Below are 15,475 nucleotides of genomic sequence, written 5' to 3'. Positions count from 1 at the left end.
GGTCTCCCCCGGAGACCACGCATCCAATTACACCACGAATCTATGAGCGCAGAGTCTGGGACTCGAACCCAGAAACCCGTTAAGGATGGCGGTTTTCAGGACCGCTGCTGTACCAATTGAGCCAACTCTGCATAAAAAAATACCGCTTGCCTCATCTAAAGGTAAGCGGTACGCAGTTCATGTTCATCTATAAGCCTAATCCTATCTATCAGGATTCTTGCCTAACAACATTTTCTCGCATTTGCCTATCTCTAAATGAGCGCATGAAATTAAACATCCACTCTGATTTGCTCTGGAGTGATGATTCATAACTTTCGCTATAGAGGCAATAATTGCAATTCATTGTTGTCATGTCTCTGTTTTTCCTTTCCGGGAGCTTATATTTTTGCTCCGCTTCTCTCTTTCTATATCGTATAGTAACACATCATTCTTTAGATTGCATTATACGTGTAGTATAAAATATCATCCCTCTTTAACTGCATCCAGAGGAAATGGTATTACATTTGACGGTTCGTGTTGCTGTGCAATCCACAGTGTCAGTTTCTGCTGCATGTTCATCCAGCTTTCTGCTGATGTATTGGTTGCCTTGCTTATTCTGATAGCCATCTCAGGACTCAGTGATGCTTTCTCATTAACAAACTCCGATAAAGCTTTTCTGCTGACTCCAAGCATTCTAGCCGCATCAGTAACTGTAAGATTTAGTGGTTTCATCACATCTTCCAAGAATACATTTCCTGGATGTGTAGGTCTTCTAGTCATATATCTTTCCTCCTTCCTCAGTGATAATCCATATAGTCCACAAGATATGCATCCTGACCTTCAAAGTAAAAAGTCATTCTCCAATTGCCATTCACAGTGACAGACCACATATCCTGCTTATCTCCTTTAAGTGGATGCAATCTATAGCCTGGCAAATTCATATCCTGAGCACTAATGCTGGCATCCAATCGGTCAAGCATTCTTGCCAATTTAGGCGCATGATCTGGCTGAATCCCCTTCTTAGAGCCAGTTTCATAAAAATCCTTTAAGCCTTTATGTGCAAATGATTTTATCATATCAACATTATAACCTGTAACGTTACAGGTGTCAAACTTCCCTTTCTGAAAAATCTGTCCAATACTGCAGATTCCATATAGCAGCTATGATTGTTCCAATTGTAACCACGGTAATCTGCGCTGCCTTAGTGTCATAGTTCTTCCAGATTGAGCATAAAAAAGCAATAGTCATGCAACTGAAGACAGAAGCAAGTATCTTGGCAATTACAAACATATGCTGCAGTAAAAGCGCAAAGAACACTGTTATGCCGAAAATAATCCAGTTGGTTACTTTATCATAGCCCTGGTTCCGTACAAGAAATACAGGAGTACTTTCGTTGCATTTTTGGATAACATAGTACGTCTATGGATTTCAGTGATTCCTAATGAGTCCGTGTGTTACTTCTGTGATTTCAAGGTCGGGAACATTTGTTCGACACCTCCCCTAATCCAGAATTGGAGCGAATGGAGAGGAATAAGAACCTTTGAACTCTCATCAATACTGGTCTTGTAAGACCATAGAGCGGAATAATAGTGTTGTGGCCGGTGTGTCAGACACCTCTGCCCGTGGTCTTCTATTCCGAATACCACTTTTTTGGACTTCCGGGTCCTAATCAATATCTCTTTGATCCAAGGACATCGTGCTCTCAACAGCACATCTCGGAAATGTCATTTATTACTCTCTTATTCTATCACTTTTATATACCTTTGTCACCATCTTTTTTCAAGAAAGCCCAGTATTTATGCGGGTTTGAAGTGTACTCCACAACAACACGTCTCTGTTTGACGCACACAACAACACATGCTGCTGACATATCTCAACCGGAAGTCACAGTACATCTCATTTGATAGTAATAACGGGCAGCAAGTAATATGCCGCCCGCTCATCATCAAAATATAATCTTGCCCTGCAGACTTTCGAATGTCTCCTGTTTCTTTTCTTTCTTGACTTCTGCATAGATGTTCATGGTAGTTGTGATATCTGAGTGTCCCATGATGACCTGGATTACCTTGGGATTAACATCGTTCTCACAGAGTCTTGTACAAAAGGTATGTCTAAGGTGATGACATGAGAAGTCAGGTAAATATACTGGCTCTCTATCTTCGTATGCTGCCCTCGCTTTCTCTTCATCATTGTAATGAGTGATAATGCGATGGATTGCATGATTGATAGCAGCAGGAAGATAAACTGTATGACCAGCTGTAGAGAAGACAAATCCGGAATATCCATCGATCTCTTCTTCACAGAATCCGATGCACTTCTGGATCTCATACTCATCAAGGAAAGCCTGGTATACTTCATCAAACATTGGAATGGTTCTTGTTCCAGCCTTGCTCTTGGTAGACTCGATGCGCTTTCTTGTCTTGCGATTCTCATCAGGTCTATCGCTAAATGCATGATTAATAGAGATTGTTCTCTCTTCGAAATTCAGGTCGCTCCATGTAAGGCCTAAAGCCTCTGCGGAATCATCACAGTGACTAAAAAAAAGATTTTGCTCAAAGCTCGCAACCGTGCGAGCCTTGAAATATCTGGGTTTCAAAAATCGGTCTTTTTTGACCAGTTTTCAAAAGTGTCAAAAAAATCCATTAGTCATATTATTAATTATTCCTTTTAACCCTATTCGCAGACCTAAAATCCAGACTCATTTAAGGCATTTTTTGAACGCTTTTTCATTTTACAAAATTGGCCCATTCATACTCGATGTGATCTTCATATACCTTCACATACTTAATTATCTTTTTCAAGACCGCTGTATCAAATGAATCAAGCTTTCTTACCTCCGTAAGTGTTGTCTTAACATCAACACTTGCTGCAAGATTTCTGTTTGCTTCATAAGTCTTCTTATCTATTTCTGCAAGCTGATCTGCCAGTTCCATCTGCTTGGCACTGATTTTCTCAGACGCTTGCATATATGTATTTTTGGAGATTTTCCCCTCCCTGTACTGGTCATAGAGCTTAAGCTTCTTTATAGAAAGCTTCTCTGCTTTTTCACGCAGCTCAGTGGTACCTTTCCATTCTCTTATATTGTGATTCCAGGTGGCGATGTCTTTCTTAAGCTGAACATTCGTCTCATCTGCTTTTTTCTTTGCTGTCGCAAGCACCTCTTCTTCAAAAGGATATCGCTTACGCTTTATGAGTTTACATTCAGGTAAGCCTGAGCTACTTGCTCTTGCGCACCTATAAGCCATATTGCTACCGGTAAATCCCATTGTTCTTCCACAAGAACCACAGATAAACAACCGCGGTTTTCCTGGTTCCATTCTCTTTTGTCCCTGACCAGTGAATGCTACTTCATTTGCCTTTTGGAAAAGCTCCTTACTTACAATTGCTTCATGAGTGTTTTCAACTACAATCCACTCACTTTCCGGAGTCCTCCTTTGACGGTGAGAGCCAACCTCTAATCGCTTATACTTATTAGTAATAGTAGTTCCTATGTATACTTTATTTCGAAGCATGTCACTAATTGTAGTAATGGTCCAAAGCTTCTTTTCTTTTTCAATGACCCACTTTCTTCCATGCCCCTGTGATCTTTGATATTCTATGACTGTTGGAACACCGTCATTGTTTAAATATGTGGCAATGGCGCTTTTATTTATGCCGGCTGCTGCCTCTTCGAAAATCCTTCTGACAATAGCCGCTGATTCTTCATCTATAATTAACTTGTGACAATTCTTAGGATCTTTCTTATAGCCATATGGCGCGTGAGCTCCGACAAACAGGCCTTCCCTGGCCATGATGTTCCTCCCTGAAACCACTTTAAGTGAGAGATCTCTTGCATACATGGTATTCATATAGTTTTTAAATGCCATTTCCATTCCACCGGTCATACCAATGTAATCATTGCTATCATAATTATCATTAACAGCGATGAAACGAACATGATACATTGGGAAAATTCTCTCCAAATAGTTCCCGCCTTCTATGTAGTTTCTGGCGAACCTGCTAAGATCTTTTACTATGACACAGCAGATGTTTCCACGCATAAGTTCTGTCATCATCAGATTAAACTGAGGCCTTCCAAAATTCATTCCTGAATACCCATCATCTGCATATTCCACAACAGTCATCCCTTTAAACTCCGGGTGATTCTTTACAACCTGACGAAGCAATAATCTCTGATTCGTTATGCTATTACTTTCTCTTTTAACTACGTCATCATTATCCTCGTCTTCATCTGACAGCCTTATGTACAAAGCCACTATTGGATCAATTCTTTTCATTTTCTTTTTCCCTCTCTCTGGCAAACTTAACAAGATCAGCCAGCATGTCGTCATATACGAGCTCAACTTCAGCATTTCCATCTTCATCAATGCTTACCTTTTTAACAAAAGCATCAACCATCTTCTTGGTCAGAAGGCGCTTATCCCTAAATGAATTGATTAAGTCATCCCACTCTTTATTTGTCTTATATTTAGTATCGTATCTTGCTCTGGCTTCAAACATTTCAGCATATTCTGCCTTATAATACTTTTCCCTCTCTTCGTATTCCTTCTTGAACTTAACATACTGTTCAGAATCAATGATCTTAGTAACATAGTCCTCATATAAACGCTGTCTGTCAGTTGCAAGTCTGTCCAATTCTTTTTGAAGGCGTTTCACTTCCTTATTGAAGATAGTGTACTGTTCAACATTATCTTTCCTGCTATTGATTTTCTTTATCAGTGCCAGGTTATCTGTATAAACATTGATATGTGTATGTATAACCCTAAGCACCTGATCATTAACTGTCATGTCCCATGTTGTATGAGGTGTGCAAAACTTTCTGTTTGAAGCATGGCCCGAACAGAAATAATTGACTCTGGCCCAGCCTTTTCCAATACTCATAGTTGATCCACAATCAGCACAGAAAATTTTTCCTTTAAAGAAATTGAGATGTCTTGCAGAATACTTTCCGGGACTAATGACTTCTTTTTCTCTTCTCTTCTTCGTTTCTTTTTCAGCCAGCTGATATGTGCGATAACTGACTATTGCGGGATGCTCGTTGGGATTGATAATCCATTCTTCCTTAGGGTTTTCCCGCATAACTTTCTGCCCAATTTTGCTGGTATAGTATCTATTGTGAATACCATCACCGGTATAAGCTCTGTTATCAAGAATCTTGATTACATTATGTCCCTGCCAATTTATTTTCCTGTATTTGGCACCTCTGAGAGATTTCCTGTATTCCTCAGGAGTCAGTGCGCCTTTATCATTTAATTCACGGGCAATTTCTGCACAGCTTTTCCCTGCTATGTAATCATCAAAAATAAGTCTTACATTATCAGCAACTGCTTCATCAATAATCATCTTGTGACTATCATCCGGATCCCTTTTGTAGCCATATGGAAGCTTTCCGGCAACACATTTTTGATCTTCCCATGCTGTTCTGTAAGATGCTCGTATCTTTTTTGATATGTCTCTTGCATACATCTCATTAAGGATATTGGTTACTCCAAGAAGCATAGAGCCATCGTTCTTATCCGAATCATAGTTATCATTAACTGCTATGAATCTAATGCCAAGGAATGGAAATATCCTCTCAATAAAATTGCCTGCGTCAACATAGTTTCTTCCAAGTCTTGAAAGATCCTTAACTATGATGCAGTTTATAAAGCCTTTTCTTGCATCATCCATCATCTCTTCAAAGCCAGCACGGTCAAAGTTGGTACCAGTCATAGAGATGTCATAGTAATGCTTCTGGATAACTATATCTTCCTGTGTCTCAACAAACTTCTTACAGATAAGAACCTGATTCTCGATTGAGCCTCTCTCCCTATCCTCTTCTTTCTCACTGGAGAGCCTGGCATATACACCGGCCCTGTAAACAGCAAATTCCGAAAGAGGCTTAAGTTCCTGCTTCGCGGGAATAACAACAACTTCTTCTTTTTCCTTTTCTTCCGGTTTGTAATCTATGCTAACTTTTCTACTTTTCCTTGCCATCTGTACTATCTCCTTCTATGTGATCGTCATTAAGTTCAACGTAGATGCTGTCTTTTCCATAAAACAGTATCTTTCTTACATATTTATCTATATGCTCCTGGGTTAGTTCCTCGATCCATAAGCCATATCTGAGTCTTAGAACATCTATCACAGCTTCGTTAATATACTTAAGATGTGCCGGTCGTGTGCCACAATTGGTAGCCTTAACATCTATACTTCGGCAACGATAAACTATGTAGTTCCCATCTGTTCTGTAGCTTCCAGGTCTTCCACATACACCGCAGAATATCTTTCCTTTATAGCAGTTGGTGGAAACACCATGTGTTCGTGGTCCTGAATATCCTTTAGGAAGTATCTTTCCCGCACTTATCTGAGCAATGCGTTCCTGTACTTCATCAAACATCTCCCTGGAAATAATAGGCTCATGCGTATTAGGGACAATTATCCAATCCTCTTTATCAAGATGTTGCTTTGCCCTTTCTTCATCAGGATGTTTCTTATGTTGCGTATGAACAGTATCTCCGGCATAGAACCTGCTTCTTAAGATTCTCCAGACAGTGCAGTCCTTCCAGTTATATCTGTCAGTAACTTGCCCTGTTCTCTGAAACACTTCATATGCTCTAGGAGACAACACATTCATTTCCTTGAGATCCCTTGCAATTTCATATGCCCTGTCATTTCTCAGATATCTCTCAAAAATGTTCTTCACAATAGGCGCTGTATCCGGATCAATATATAAACGATTGTCGATCCTGATGTATCCATAAGGAACAGGGCCCAGATGGTATTTACCTTCTTCCCAATTGCGGTTTCTGCTATCAAAGATATTCCTGCTAAGGGATCTTCTTACTGTCTCATCTGCCAAATGATATCTTCTTTTCCAGGTCCATTTGTTGTCCTTTTCAGAGTCATAATTATCTTTAACTGCTATCAGACGAACTTCCGCAAACGGACAGTACTTGGAAAGAAAATCCACTGCTTCCTGATAGTTGCGCCCAACCACTTCGATACTTCTGACAACAACGCAGTCAATCTTGTACTCATCGATATCATAGAGCAGCTTCTCAAAGACCTCGTTATCGCTGGATCTGTCCCCTGTATCCAGGTACTCCTCAACTACTTCAAAGTCCTTGTCCGCATCTAAAAAACTATGTATCGTCCGAAGCTGACGCTTCAGACTGGTATGCTTTTCCTCCTCATAAGATGAAGGATCATAGTGTGCATATACACCAACTTTATATTTTCGTTTCATCACTAAATTCTCCTGTAGCAAGCTGTATTCTGCCATTCTCATCTACACCGGTAATTTCTCCCTGCTTTTCAAGGGCGTAAATAAGCTGCTGGTACATGTCATCAAAGTTAAAAACCACTTCAACCTTGTTCTTATCATGAACAATAATCTTGTCTATAAGTTCAATAGCAGCAATTCTTGTAAGCTCCTGTATGTTCTGGTACTCTGCAAAATAATCAATCCATTTAAACTTATCTGATCGGTTCTCGATAATGTCTCTGATCTCATGCTCGTAGGTTCGTATCATTTCCTCAGCATTTCTGGCCCTTTTGTTATAGGATTCGTAAAGCTCGTTATACTCTTCCTGAGACACTGTGCCATCCTTAAGGTCTTCATACAGGAGATTTCTATGTTCTTTGCATCTCCTAAGCTCCTTGATCTTAAGTTCCTTCTTCTTTTCAATTTCCTTTATATCTATCTCCTGAAGAGGAACATCCTTCAGATACTTAAGGATTCTCTGAATATCAAGAATGTTTTCTATAAAGGTCTGTATCACTTTAAGTACGATTGATTCCAACTTTTCCTGTCGAATTCTGTGACTTGAGCACTTTTTTGTCTTTTTATTTGTGTTGCATAAATAGTAGTGATACTCTCTTCCTGCTACCGGAATATTCTTTTTTACCATGCCCAATCCGCAATCAGGGCATATAACAAGCCCACTCAGCGGATATACTACTTCCTCATAAGGTGATGTCCTGGTGTCCATGCCAAGTAATCTCTGTACCAGATCAAACTCTCTTTTCCCAATAATAGGTTCGTGATTATCCTTGCATACTGTCCATTCATTCTCCGGCTTAACGTAGTGCTTCTTTACCTTATGGTTTGGAGTCGTGATCTTTCCTTGAATCAGATCCCCAACGTAGATTCGGTTGGTAAGGATGAATCTGACCGTGCTCGGATTCCAGGGGCAATTATCATTCTTTGCAAAAGGATTTGAGAAATTGAGTCCCTTCAATCTTTTATAAGTGTATGGGGAAGGAATCTTTTTATTCTCCAGATGAATTGCTATACGATTGATGCTCATGCCATTAAGTTTTAGTTTGTAAATCTCTCTGACAACCATCGCTGCTTCTTCGTCGATAATAGCCTTGTACTTATCATTAGGATCCTTCATATATCCATATGGAAGGAAAGAGCTTACGACCTTTCCATCCTTTCTCTTGGCCTCAAGACTGCTTCGGATCTTGATTGAGATATCTCTACAATAGGAATCATTCAAAAGATTCTTGAAAGATATCAAAAGATCGTTCTGCTGGTCATTGATACTATCCACGTTATCTGTGATAGCAATGAACCTCACTCCCAGTGCCGGAAAGATTCTCTCCAGATAATTACCGGAGTCTATGTATTCACGTCCAAATCTTGAAAGATCTTTTACAATAACGCAGTCAACGACACCTCTTCTGATATCCTCAATCATCAGCTGGAACTGAGGCCTGTCAAAGTTACTGCCCGTATATCCATCATCTACTCGTTCTGAAACAAGGATGATGTCATCTTTGTCCTTAAGGAATTGTTTGATCATCGCCTTCTGGGTAGAAATACTGTTGCTTTCTGCCTTCTTGGCGTTGGAAACATCACCGTCCTCCTGAGACAATCTCAGATACATGGCGGCGTGATAGATCCTTTTAGAATAGTTCATATGTTGCCTCCTTCAATTCATTTGTATATGTATTAAAGCTGGCAACACCGGTGTTATAGAAAGTTAACTTCTTGCTTTACGCAAACAGTAACATAAACACCTGATATACACCAGCTTGTCGATTCTCACCTCATGACATCAGAAGCAAATTTTCAAAAGCATCTTCAAAAGATACTCCGTTGTTTGCAAATCTGATCTTCACTTTTGTATCCCCAACCTTAACAAGGTACGGATTGCCTGCTGCCCTAAGAAACTGTTTCTTCCTTCTTTCCTGTGTTCTATTCCTATCAATCCTGATCTTGCTGATGTCCACCAGGTTGTCCAGGCTAACATCATCAAAATCTGCTTCTAAAAATTTCTTATGCTCTTCTGCTGTCATACACCCTCCTACGGCGCTTCAATACTCTCCGGAATATAGAACCCGAGATGCGCCTTGACCGCTTCTTCTACTCCCTTAAGTTCCTTTTTCTTCAGCTTGCCCATATACCTGATAACCCGCTGCTTGGATATAGTTTCAACACACTCACCTAGCGCTGTTGATCTCGTGGACAAGCCTCTGGCATTTACCAGCTCAAAATGAGTTGGCTGACCTGGCTTCTTATCTTTTGATGTCACCGGGACTATGGTTATGTTTGGGGAAAAGAAATTTCCAACATCATTCTGGATAACAATTACAGGTCTTATTCCTCCCTGTTCGCTTCCGGTCCCTTCACCAAGATCTGCCAGGTAAATATCGCCTCTGCGATAATTCCAGTTTTCACTTAGCATGTAGCTTCTCCTTTCGTAGTTTTTATAGAAGCTTCTTAAGCCTTCTATGTAAAACGACCAGCCGCAGCCGGTCGTACCAATTTTTATATGATGTTCCTCATATTCGCCCTCGGCCCCCTGAGCGGACTAAAATAGTCCTGGGAAATCATCAGGCGGCTGTAGCTACAGCTCCATGGGAATCTCACCCCTCCGCGGTTCTCGCCAAGCAGTCCTTCGACTGAAGTCTCATTATCTCTGCATCTTTCATCGCCTCCCCGGTTGCTGTCCGGTTGTCGCAGTTGCGCTTCCTCGCACATGGCGAGCGGCTGCTTCGGCTGACGTTGTCACATCTGATGCAGGATCGTACCTGATGAATGACTATTCGATTTTGAAGGTTCGTGAAGGGGATTTATTAACCCCTTCACTTATTTGGACTGGGAGAACTAAATCGTTCGGGTGTTTTTTGAGAATTTTTTAAAATTATTTATCCTGCCTCATCCATAAGAGCCTTCAATTTCTTAAGTCCAGCGCTGACAGACTCATGAACTGTAGACTTTGCGTGCCCTTCCTTATTTGCAATTTCTCCAATAGAAAGTCCTTCAAAGAAATGAATTTCAATTCTTCTTTTCTGAACATCTGGGAGCTTCGACATAGCAGCAAACAGCTTTTCTTTATCAAGATGGTCACTGACAACATCGAATAGATTGTCTTGAATAAGCTCCTCATGACACATCTCAGTTATGCCTTCTTCATAACCAAAAGCATCAACTGATCGCTTCTGTCTCTTTGCATGCTTATCTTCATTTCTGAAAAACTCCTTCATTGCATCACCTTCGGCAACTGATAGCACAACGTATGGAATATATGGCTTCAACTCATCTCCATACAGCTTCTCGATTTCTCTTGCGCTAAGATCTGATATCACCGCATACTTTTCGGATCCTACAAATCCCGGGTACTCGTATCTAAGATCGATTACTGAGTACTCCACTGCCGCCACTACTTTTGTTCCTGTCATTCTGTCCTCGCTTTCCGGTCACGAGGCAGGAACAGAATATGAGCAACAGCCTTATCTCTGAGGTTCATGGAACAAAAAAGCGCAGAGAACAAAAGGGTACAGACATACGCTTTTCCATCCCATTTCTGGAATTAAGAAAAACTGTATGTTCATATCCTGTTCACTGCGCTTCATGAACCAATATGAAATTTGTTTGTTACCTGGAAGCCTTAGACTCCCATAGAAAGCCGCATGAACTGTAGCTTTCTATGGAAACCAAGGCAAAAAAATAAGCCCGACAAAGAATAGAGATAGTCTCTCTAAACTTCGTCAGGCTTTGGTCGCTATGATTTCTCATGCGCCGATTTGCTCAGTACGAACTGATTTGTGGTGGAAGCTGACTGCAATAACCGCTTTGCAGATGGGGCACTTGATCTTGATGATACCCTCTACTGCAGTCGGATCTGCATCAAACAACCTTTTATTTTTACAACATGGACAAGCCACATGCACTTCGTGCATCCATTTTCGCCTCCTTTACAGAGGCCAGCCAAAAGGGAATGTCAAACTGACCGTTGATTATAGTTTCATTCTTCCTTTGCACTTTTACCCGTGAACTTGTACCTAAGATAGCGATGAAATAATTATATCGAACAGATGTTCTTGCGTCAATTATCATTTATTGCTAACCTCGTAAACAGCCAAACGAAGCGATATTCAGTTTTTGACAAATAAAAAAAGACGAAGCAAAACAGAATACCCCTAAAGGTATTTCAATGTCTTGCTTCGCCTTTCAACGATCTCATGTCGTTCTTAGCCGCCAACAAACTCTTGCCACTTTATTGCGAGCCTTCCAGTCCCCAGCTGGATCCAACGCCTTCAAAAGCAGCTCATCAACAATATTTCATTTTATGTTTATGACAGCTAAGAAGCAGCTATCCCCTGCACTGCGATCTTCTGTCAGTAAACGTCATAAGCCAAGTAGGTCTTTGCTGAATAATAATAGTCCGTCCGCACTTGCGACATCTGGCCTGATCATCAAAGCTCTTTTCCTTAGAACTTGATTTCTTCAGCTCAGTTCCACAAGCCGGGCAATGATACCCCTGCGGTTTTTGCCTCCGCTCTTGAAACACTATTTCCGTTTTCTCCATACCTAAAAAACAACCTCCTAAAACACTTTTTCCAAACGATATTATATACAATTTCCATGCGGAAAACTCATCAAGATTATCCGTCAACCTACACCATTATCCGATATGCTCCGGTATACTCCATAACTCTCCAACACACTCCAACACTCTCCACTTATAACAGAAAAAATAAAAAAGAACTTATAATTCAAAATCTGGAGGCGGAACTTTGCCTGCTGCCACCTCTTCTTTTTCTCTTCGAATGGCATACTCCAAAATCAATGCTCCATATAATGCAGTCGCATCGTCCTTTCGTCTGTTATAGGTTCCTGAAGACATATGTAATTCATTCTGCATCGAGAGATCTGTCCTGCCATCACCTTCGAGATATACGCAGTTGAGAATATATACAAGTTCCTTCCCATCCGGAACCATATCCTCCATTTTGGTAAGAAGCTTAGCCGACTTTTCCGGATACCATGAGCAACACGCGACAGCAACTGCAAATACTGTCTTATCAGTCTCAGTGTAATCATCAGGATTCTTTGCCATTTTAATAAACTTCCTTCGGACAGCTTCTTTTCTTGCATCGATAGTTACAAGCGCCTTTATATTTTCTTCTTCGCTTCTACCCATGAAATAATGCTTAAGCAGCGGCCTGATCAGCTTTACCATGCTCTTATACTCAACTCCCAGCTGAGTACAAAAGTTCACAATAATCACATGTGATGATACTCTGTTCCTGCTCATGACAACCTCACTCCTTTCACTAAGTCATAAAAAGCATATAAAAAAAAGAAGAACAGGGATCTATTCCCCATTCTTCTTAATAATTAATTCTCCATAACCAAGCTTGTGATCTTCTGCAGATACATCCACATGCCCTTTAAGAAATTGTCTCGGTTTCTTCCACTGTAAGTAGAAAGCACAAATGTAAATGCCTTGCTGTCCTCTTCTTTCTCCCCCGTAATAACATACTTGACATCAAAAGGCGTCTTTCTATATAGCATCAGTAACCTATCTGCGGATATCGTGCTTTCACCGGATATGTACTTTTGATACTGCTGTACACTTACATCAAGTTCATTGGCCATCATCCGTTGAGAATAACCCAAATTTTTCCTGACATCCTCAAGTCTAAGACCAATTTCAAGTGTCTCGTCACCTTTACTTAGTCTCATAAAAATCACCTACCATTTACTTAAATTGTAGTAAGTAAATAGTAGGTGATAAAGCAACCATCATTATTAAATTTTGGACGTGTTAGTTGAATGCAAGTAAATCATGAATAATAGTTCTCACATCCGAACAATATTGCCTCAATGACATCTCCATTATCCTGAGACAATGTAACTCCTACAGAATTATTCTGATCAATCCACCCATCAGAATCCCCCTGTGTTTCAGAAAAAATATCCTTTAACTCTCTTACATTTCCCGGGAATACCGTCTTGCCATTCACTATGACCGTTACATCACCGAATATCTCTATTGCTTCAAATTCCCCATCGGGCGTGTAATAAACATGATAGTCGTCATAAGCATCCATGGTACTCTTTGAAAAAACAGTCTTCTTAACCTCTTTGAATTTTGGACCGAATGCTTTTCTAGCTGCTTTTCTGTTGCACCCAAACTTTACCCCATTCACTTCCTGTAATGGCTTTGCTTCTATAATTTTCATAAATTTACCACCACCCTATAGTTTTCGCATATTCTAACATTTCTTCAATAGCATCATCATATTTATCATTAAACTTGCTATGAATATCGTCAATATCCATCTGAATAGCATCATGATAATTGCCGTTATCTATATACTCCTTTTGCATAGCACGATACTCATGAGCATTTTTAGAATTCCCATAGCTGCCGGTCTGCATATGATCTTCCTTCGTCATCTTAATTGAAGGGCCATCTTTCCTAACATCCGCTCCTGTTGAGTCAAAAGATGGCGTTTCATGAACCTGGGTATAATCCCCATTACTATTTAATCTTACATCACTGTAAGCTCCGCCTTTCTTGCCTGCTTTTAACGTTGCCTGAAGATTATACTCTCTAACACCAGCTTGAGATGCTTCATAAATAGATTTTGGCACAAGTACACTTTCAACCTTATCGCTAAATCTTAACTTGGGTAAGTTTGCAAATGTCTGTGAAGCACCATCTGTCAGCTTAATAAACCAGTTCTCTGGATGAGTATTCCTAAGCGCATTCATTCCAGCGTGCCCCAATTCACTTAAGGCTGATGCTGCAACTGTACAACACGCTCCTACTGCTGCACCAATCAGAAAAGAATCCCAAACTTCTTCACTGCTTTTCTTGTCAATCGCTGCAAATGCAGCATTTGTAGAGCCAGAGACAACTGCATTAGAAAATGTCAAAAAGCCATATCCCGCTAATCTTCCTAAAATAGCACTCCCTGTTTTTGTAGCCACACCTTGTGTAATCACTCCAGCGCCCAACGGACAGGCCCATGCCATCAGTGCACCTGAGGTAGAAGCTATTGCAACTTTGCCCCAGTTGATGTTTTCTACAGCATTATTTTCAATAACTACTTGCATAAATACATCAATAGCCGCTCCACAAATAGCACCTGAAACAGGCGTGGCCGCCGGAACGAAAACACCCAAAGCTATGCTACCGGCAACCGCTATGCCGCAACTTATTCCCACCACCCATTTAGCCATTGCAGTGGGCTCATTAGGTATGCTTTCATCTATGTCTACTATGACATTTCCGTTAGGGGTAAATCTTATGCACTGGTTGGGATCCAGCTTTTTTACTTCTTCGCGGAGAACTTTGACATCAACCCCCATGAATGATTCTTCATGGAATTGGCTTAAATACTTATCGACTGCTTCCTGCGCAAATTTCAATGTTGTATCTACATCTACTGATGAAAAATTGAAATCCTGCTCATCTAAAATTCTATTAATCTCAGCTTGAAGTTCATTGAAGTCAACGCTTTCAAACAGAGATTGCCCAGATAGTTCAACATGCTCTCCGACATTTGGGTTATATACATACTTGTTCTCATCATATGAATATAGCGCCCCCAACTCTGTATCACAGGCATCTTTAGAAAAATCGCTTTCTTCATGTACAATAACGCCATTATCATCAATTCCATATTTAAGGTACTTGCCATTTATAACACAGTGCTCTAAGTATGGTTCTGTTTTATATGCTAATACAAATCCGTATTTTCCGTCATTATATGAAAGATTCTCTACTTCAAGTCCCTTTTCAATATCATCCTCAGTTATGACAACATCTCCTGCATCAGTAAGGAATCCTGCCGGGAAAAAGCCTTTTGAACCATCATCAGTTTCTAAATAGCTTGATAAATCTGAATAGCCTATTCCATAGATTTCTGACCCATCAGGCAATTTGATTGCGGCATCAAAAGTATCATAAGCTGCAGAATACTCGTCATATAGCTTTTTATAAACAAAATAATCTAAGCTATCTTGTGCTGCTTCAATCAGTTCCTCATTCTTTTCCTGTACAGCCTCGTATTCTTCAACTTCTTCTTGAATCTGATCAGTTATAGTCTTTGCAATCTCAGCAGTGTCTATGTTCTGCACTTCGTTTTCTTGTTCTGGAATCTCATCGCTTTGCTTTCCACAACCATAAAGACAACCTACGAGCACGCTTAGAATAAGCAAAAATGATATGTATTTGTATAGCTTCTTTGAGATTATCATTTTTCC

The 15,475-nt window shown here is 40.3% G+C and carries 17 protein-coding genes and 1 tRNA gene; all 18 read right to left on the bottom strand.

Translation table 11 applies throughout. The annotated features are described in order from the left end of the window. Window positions 1-47: 47 nt before the first annotated feature. The 18 genes from G613_RS0112685 to G613_RS0112600 all read right to left on the bottom strand — a co-directional run bounded on the left by G613_RS0112685 (window position 48) and on the right by G613_RS0112600 (window position 15,469). A tRNA-Ser gene (locus G613_RS0112685) sits at window positions 48-131 on the bottom strand. 331 nt (window positions 132-462) lie between these two features. Beyond that, window positions 463-759: a HigA family addiction module antitoxin gene (locus G613_RS0112680; RefSeq protein WP_026518461.1), complete on the bottom strand. Its 297-nt coding sequence runs from the start codon at window positions 757-759 to the stop codon at window positions 463-465. A gap of 17 nt (window positions 760-776) precedes the next feature. Further along, entirely contained in the window at window positions 777-1,055 is a 279-nt protein-coding gene (locus tag G613_RS0112675) for a type II toxin-antitoxin system RelE/ParE family toxin (protein WP_029232985.1), read from the bottom strand. Window positions 1,056-1,086: 31 nt separating this feature from the next. Beyond that, entirely contained in the window at window positions 1,087-1,296 is a 210-nt protein-coding gene (locus tag G613_RS0112670; protein WP_155828090.1) for a hypothetical protein, read from the bottom strand. A 628-nt stretch (window positions 1,297-1,924) separates the two neighbouring features. Next, window positions 1,925-2,575, bottom strand: coding sequence for a site-specific integrase (locus tag G613_RS0112665; protein WP_051151076.1), 651 nt, complete (start codon window positions 2,573-2,575; stop codon window positions 1,925-1,927). A 130-nt stretch (window positions 2,576-2,705) separates the two neighbouring features. After that, window positions 2,706-4,256: a recombinase family protein gene (locus G613_RS18090; RefSeq protein WP_035774726.1), complete on the bottom strand. Its 1,551-nt coding sequence runs from the start codon at window positions 4,254-4,256 to the stop codon at window positions 2,706-2,708. Next, window positions 4,243-5,955, bottom strand: coding sequence for a recombinase family protein (locus tag G613_RS0112655; RefSeq protein WP_029232983.1), 1,713 nt, complete (start codon window positions 5,953-5,955; stop codon window positions 4,243-4,245). The genes G613_RS18090 and G613_RS0112655 overlap by 14 nt, the downstream gene beginning before the upstream one ends. Next, entirely contained in the window at window positions 5,939-7,207 is a 1,269-nt protein-coding gene (locus G613_RS0112650; RefSeq protein WP_029232982.1) for a recombinase family protein, read from the bottom strand. Before G613_RS0112650 ends, G613_RS0112655 begins: the two co-directional genes overlap by 17 nt. Continuing rightward, on the bottom strand, window positions 7,191-8,888 hold the full coding sequence (locus tag G613_RS0112645) for a recombinase family protein (RefSeq protein ID WP_029232981.1): 1,698 nt from the start codon (window positions 8,886-8,888) through the stop codon (window positions 7,191-7,193). The genes G613_RS0112650 and G613_RS0112645 overlap by 17 nt, the downstream gene beginning before the upstream one ends. A 130-nt stretch (window positions 8,889-9,018) precedes the next feature. Then, entirely contained in the window at window positions 9,019-9,267 is a 249-nt protein-coding gene (locus tag G613_RS0112640) for a DUF6870 family protein (RefSeq protein WP_029232980.1), read from the bottom strand. A gap of 8 nt (window positions 9,268-9,275) precedes the next feature. Continuing rightward, window positions 9,276-9,656, bottom strand: a complete 381-nt coding sequence (locus G613_RS0112635; RefSeq protein WP_029232979.1) for a type II toxin-antitoxin system PemK/MazF family toxin — start codon at window positions 9,654-9,656, stop codon at window positions 9,276-9,278. A gap of 463 nt (window positions 9,657-10,119) precedes the next feature. After that, complete coding sequence (locus tag G613_RS18760) at window positions 10,120-10,653, bottom strand: RNA polymerase sigma factor (protein WP_029232978.1); 534 nt, start codon at window positions 10,651-10,653, stop codon at window positions 10,120-10,122. 333 nt (window positions 10,654-10,986) lie between these two features. Continuing rightward, window positions 10,987-11,154, bottom strand: coding sequence for a hypothetical protein (locus G613_RS19710; protein WP_196805061.1), 168 nt, complete (start codon window positions 11,152-11,154; stop codon window positions 10,987-10,989). Between the two features lie 413 nt (window positions 11,155-11,567). After that, on the bottom strand, window positions 11,568-11,783 hold the full coding sequence (locus tag G613_RS0112620) for a hypothetical protein (protein ID WP_029232977.1): 216 nt from the start codon (window positions 11,781-11,783) through the stop codon (window positions 11,568-11,570). 180 nt (window positions 11,784-11,963) lie between these two features. Beyond that, window positions 11,964-12,512 (bottom strand): hypothetical protein, encoded by a 549-nt coding sequence (locus tag G613_RS0112615; RefSeq protein ID WP_029232976.1) that lies wholly within the window; start codon window positions 12,510-12,512, stop codon window positions 11,964-11,966. An 83-nt stretch (window positions 12,513-12,595) separates the two neighbouring features. Then, window positions 12,596-12,943: a helix-turn-helix domain-containing protein gene (locus G613_RS18755; RefSeq protein ID WP_029232975.1), complete on the bottom strand. Its 348-nt coding sequence runs from the start codon at window positions 12,941-12,943 to the stop codon at window positions 12,596-12,598. A 101-nt stretch (window positions 12,944-13,044) separates the two neighbouring features. After that, complete coding sequence (locus tag G613_RS0112605; RefSeq protein WP_029232974.1) at window positions 13,045-13,443, bottom strand: hypothetical protein; 399 nt, start codon at window positions 13,441-13,443, stop codon at window positions 13,045-13,047. Between the two features lie 4 nt (window positions 13,444-13,447). Continuing rightward, window positions 13,448-15,469: a hypothetical protein gene (locus G613_RS0112600; protein WP_029232973.1), complete on the bottom strand. Its 2,022-nt coding sequence runs from the start codon at window positions 15,467-15,469 to the stop codon at window positions 13,448-13,450. Window positions 15,470-15,475 lie beyond the last annotated feature (6 nt).

It is taken from the genome of Butyrivibrio sp. VCB2006 (assembly GCF_000420945.1).
GTDB lineage: Bacteria > Bacillota > Clostridia > Lachnospirales > Lachnospiraceae > Butyrivibrio.
The sequence above is the reverse complement of the archived record's forward strand: the minus strand, read 5'-3'. Positions and strand labels throughout refer to the sequence as shown.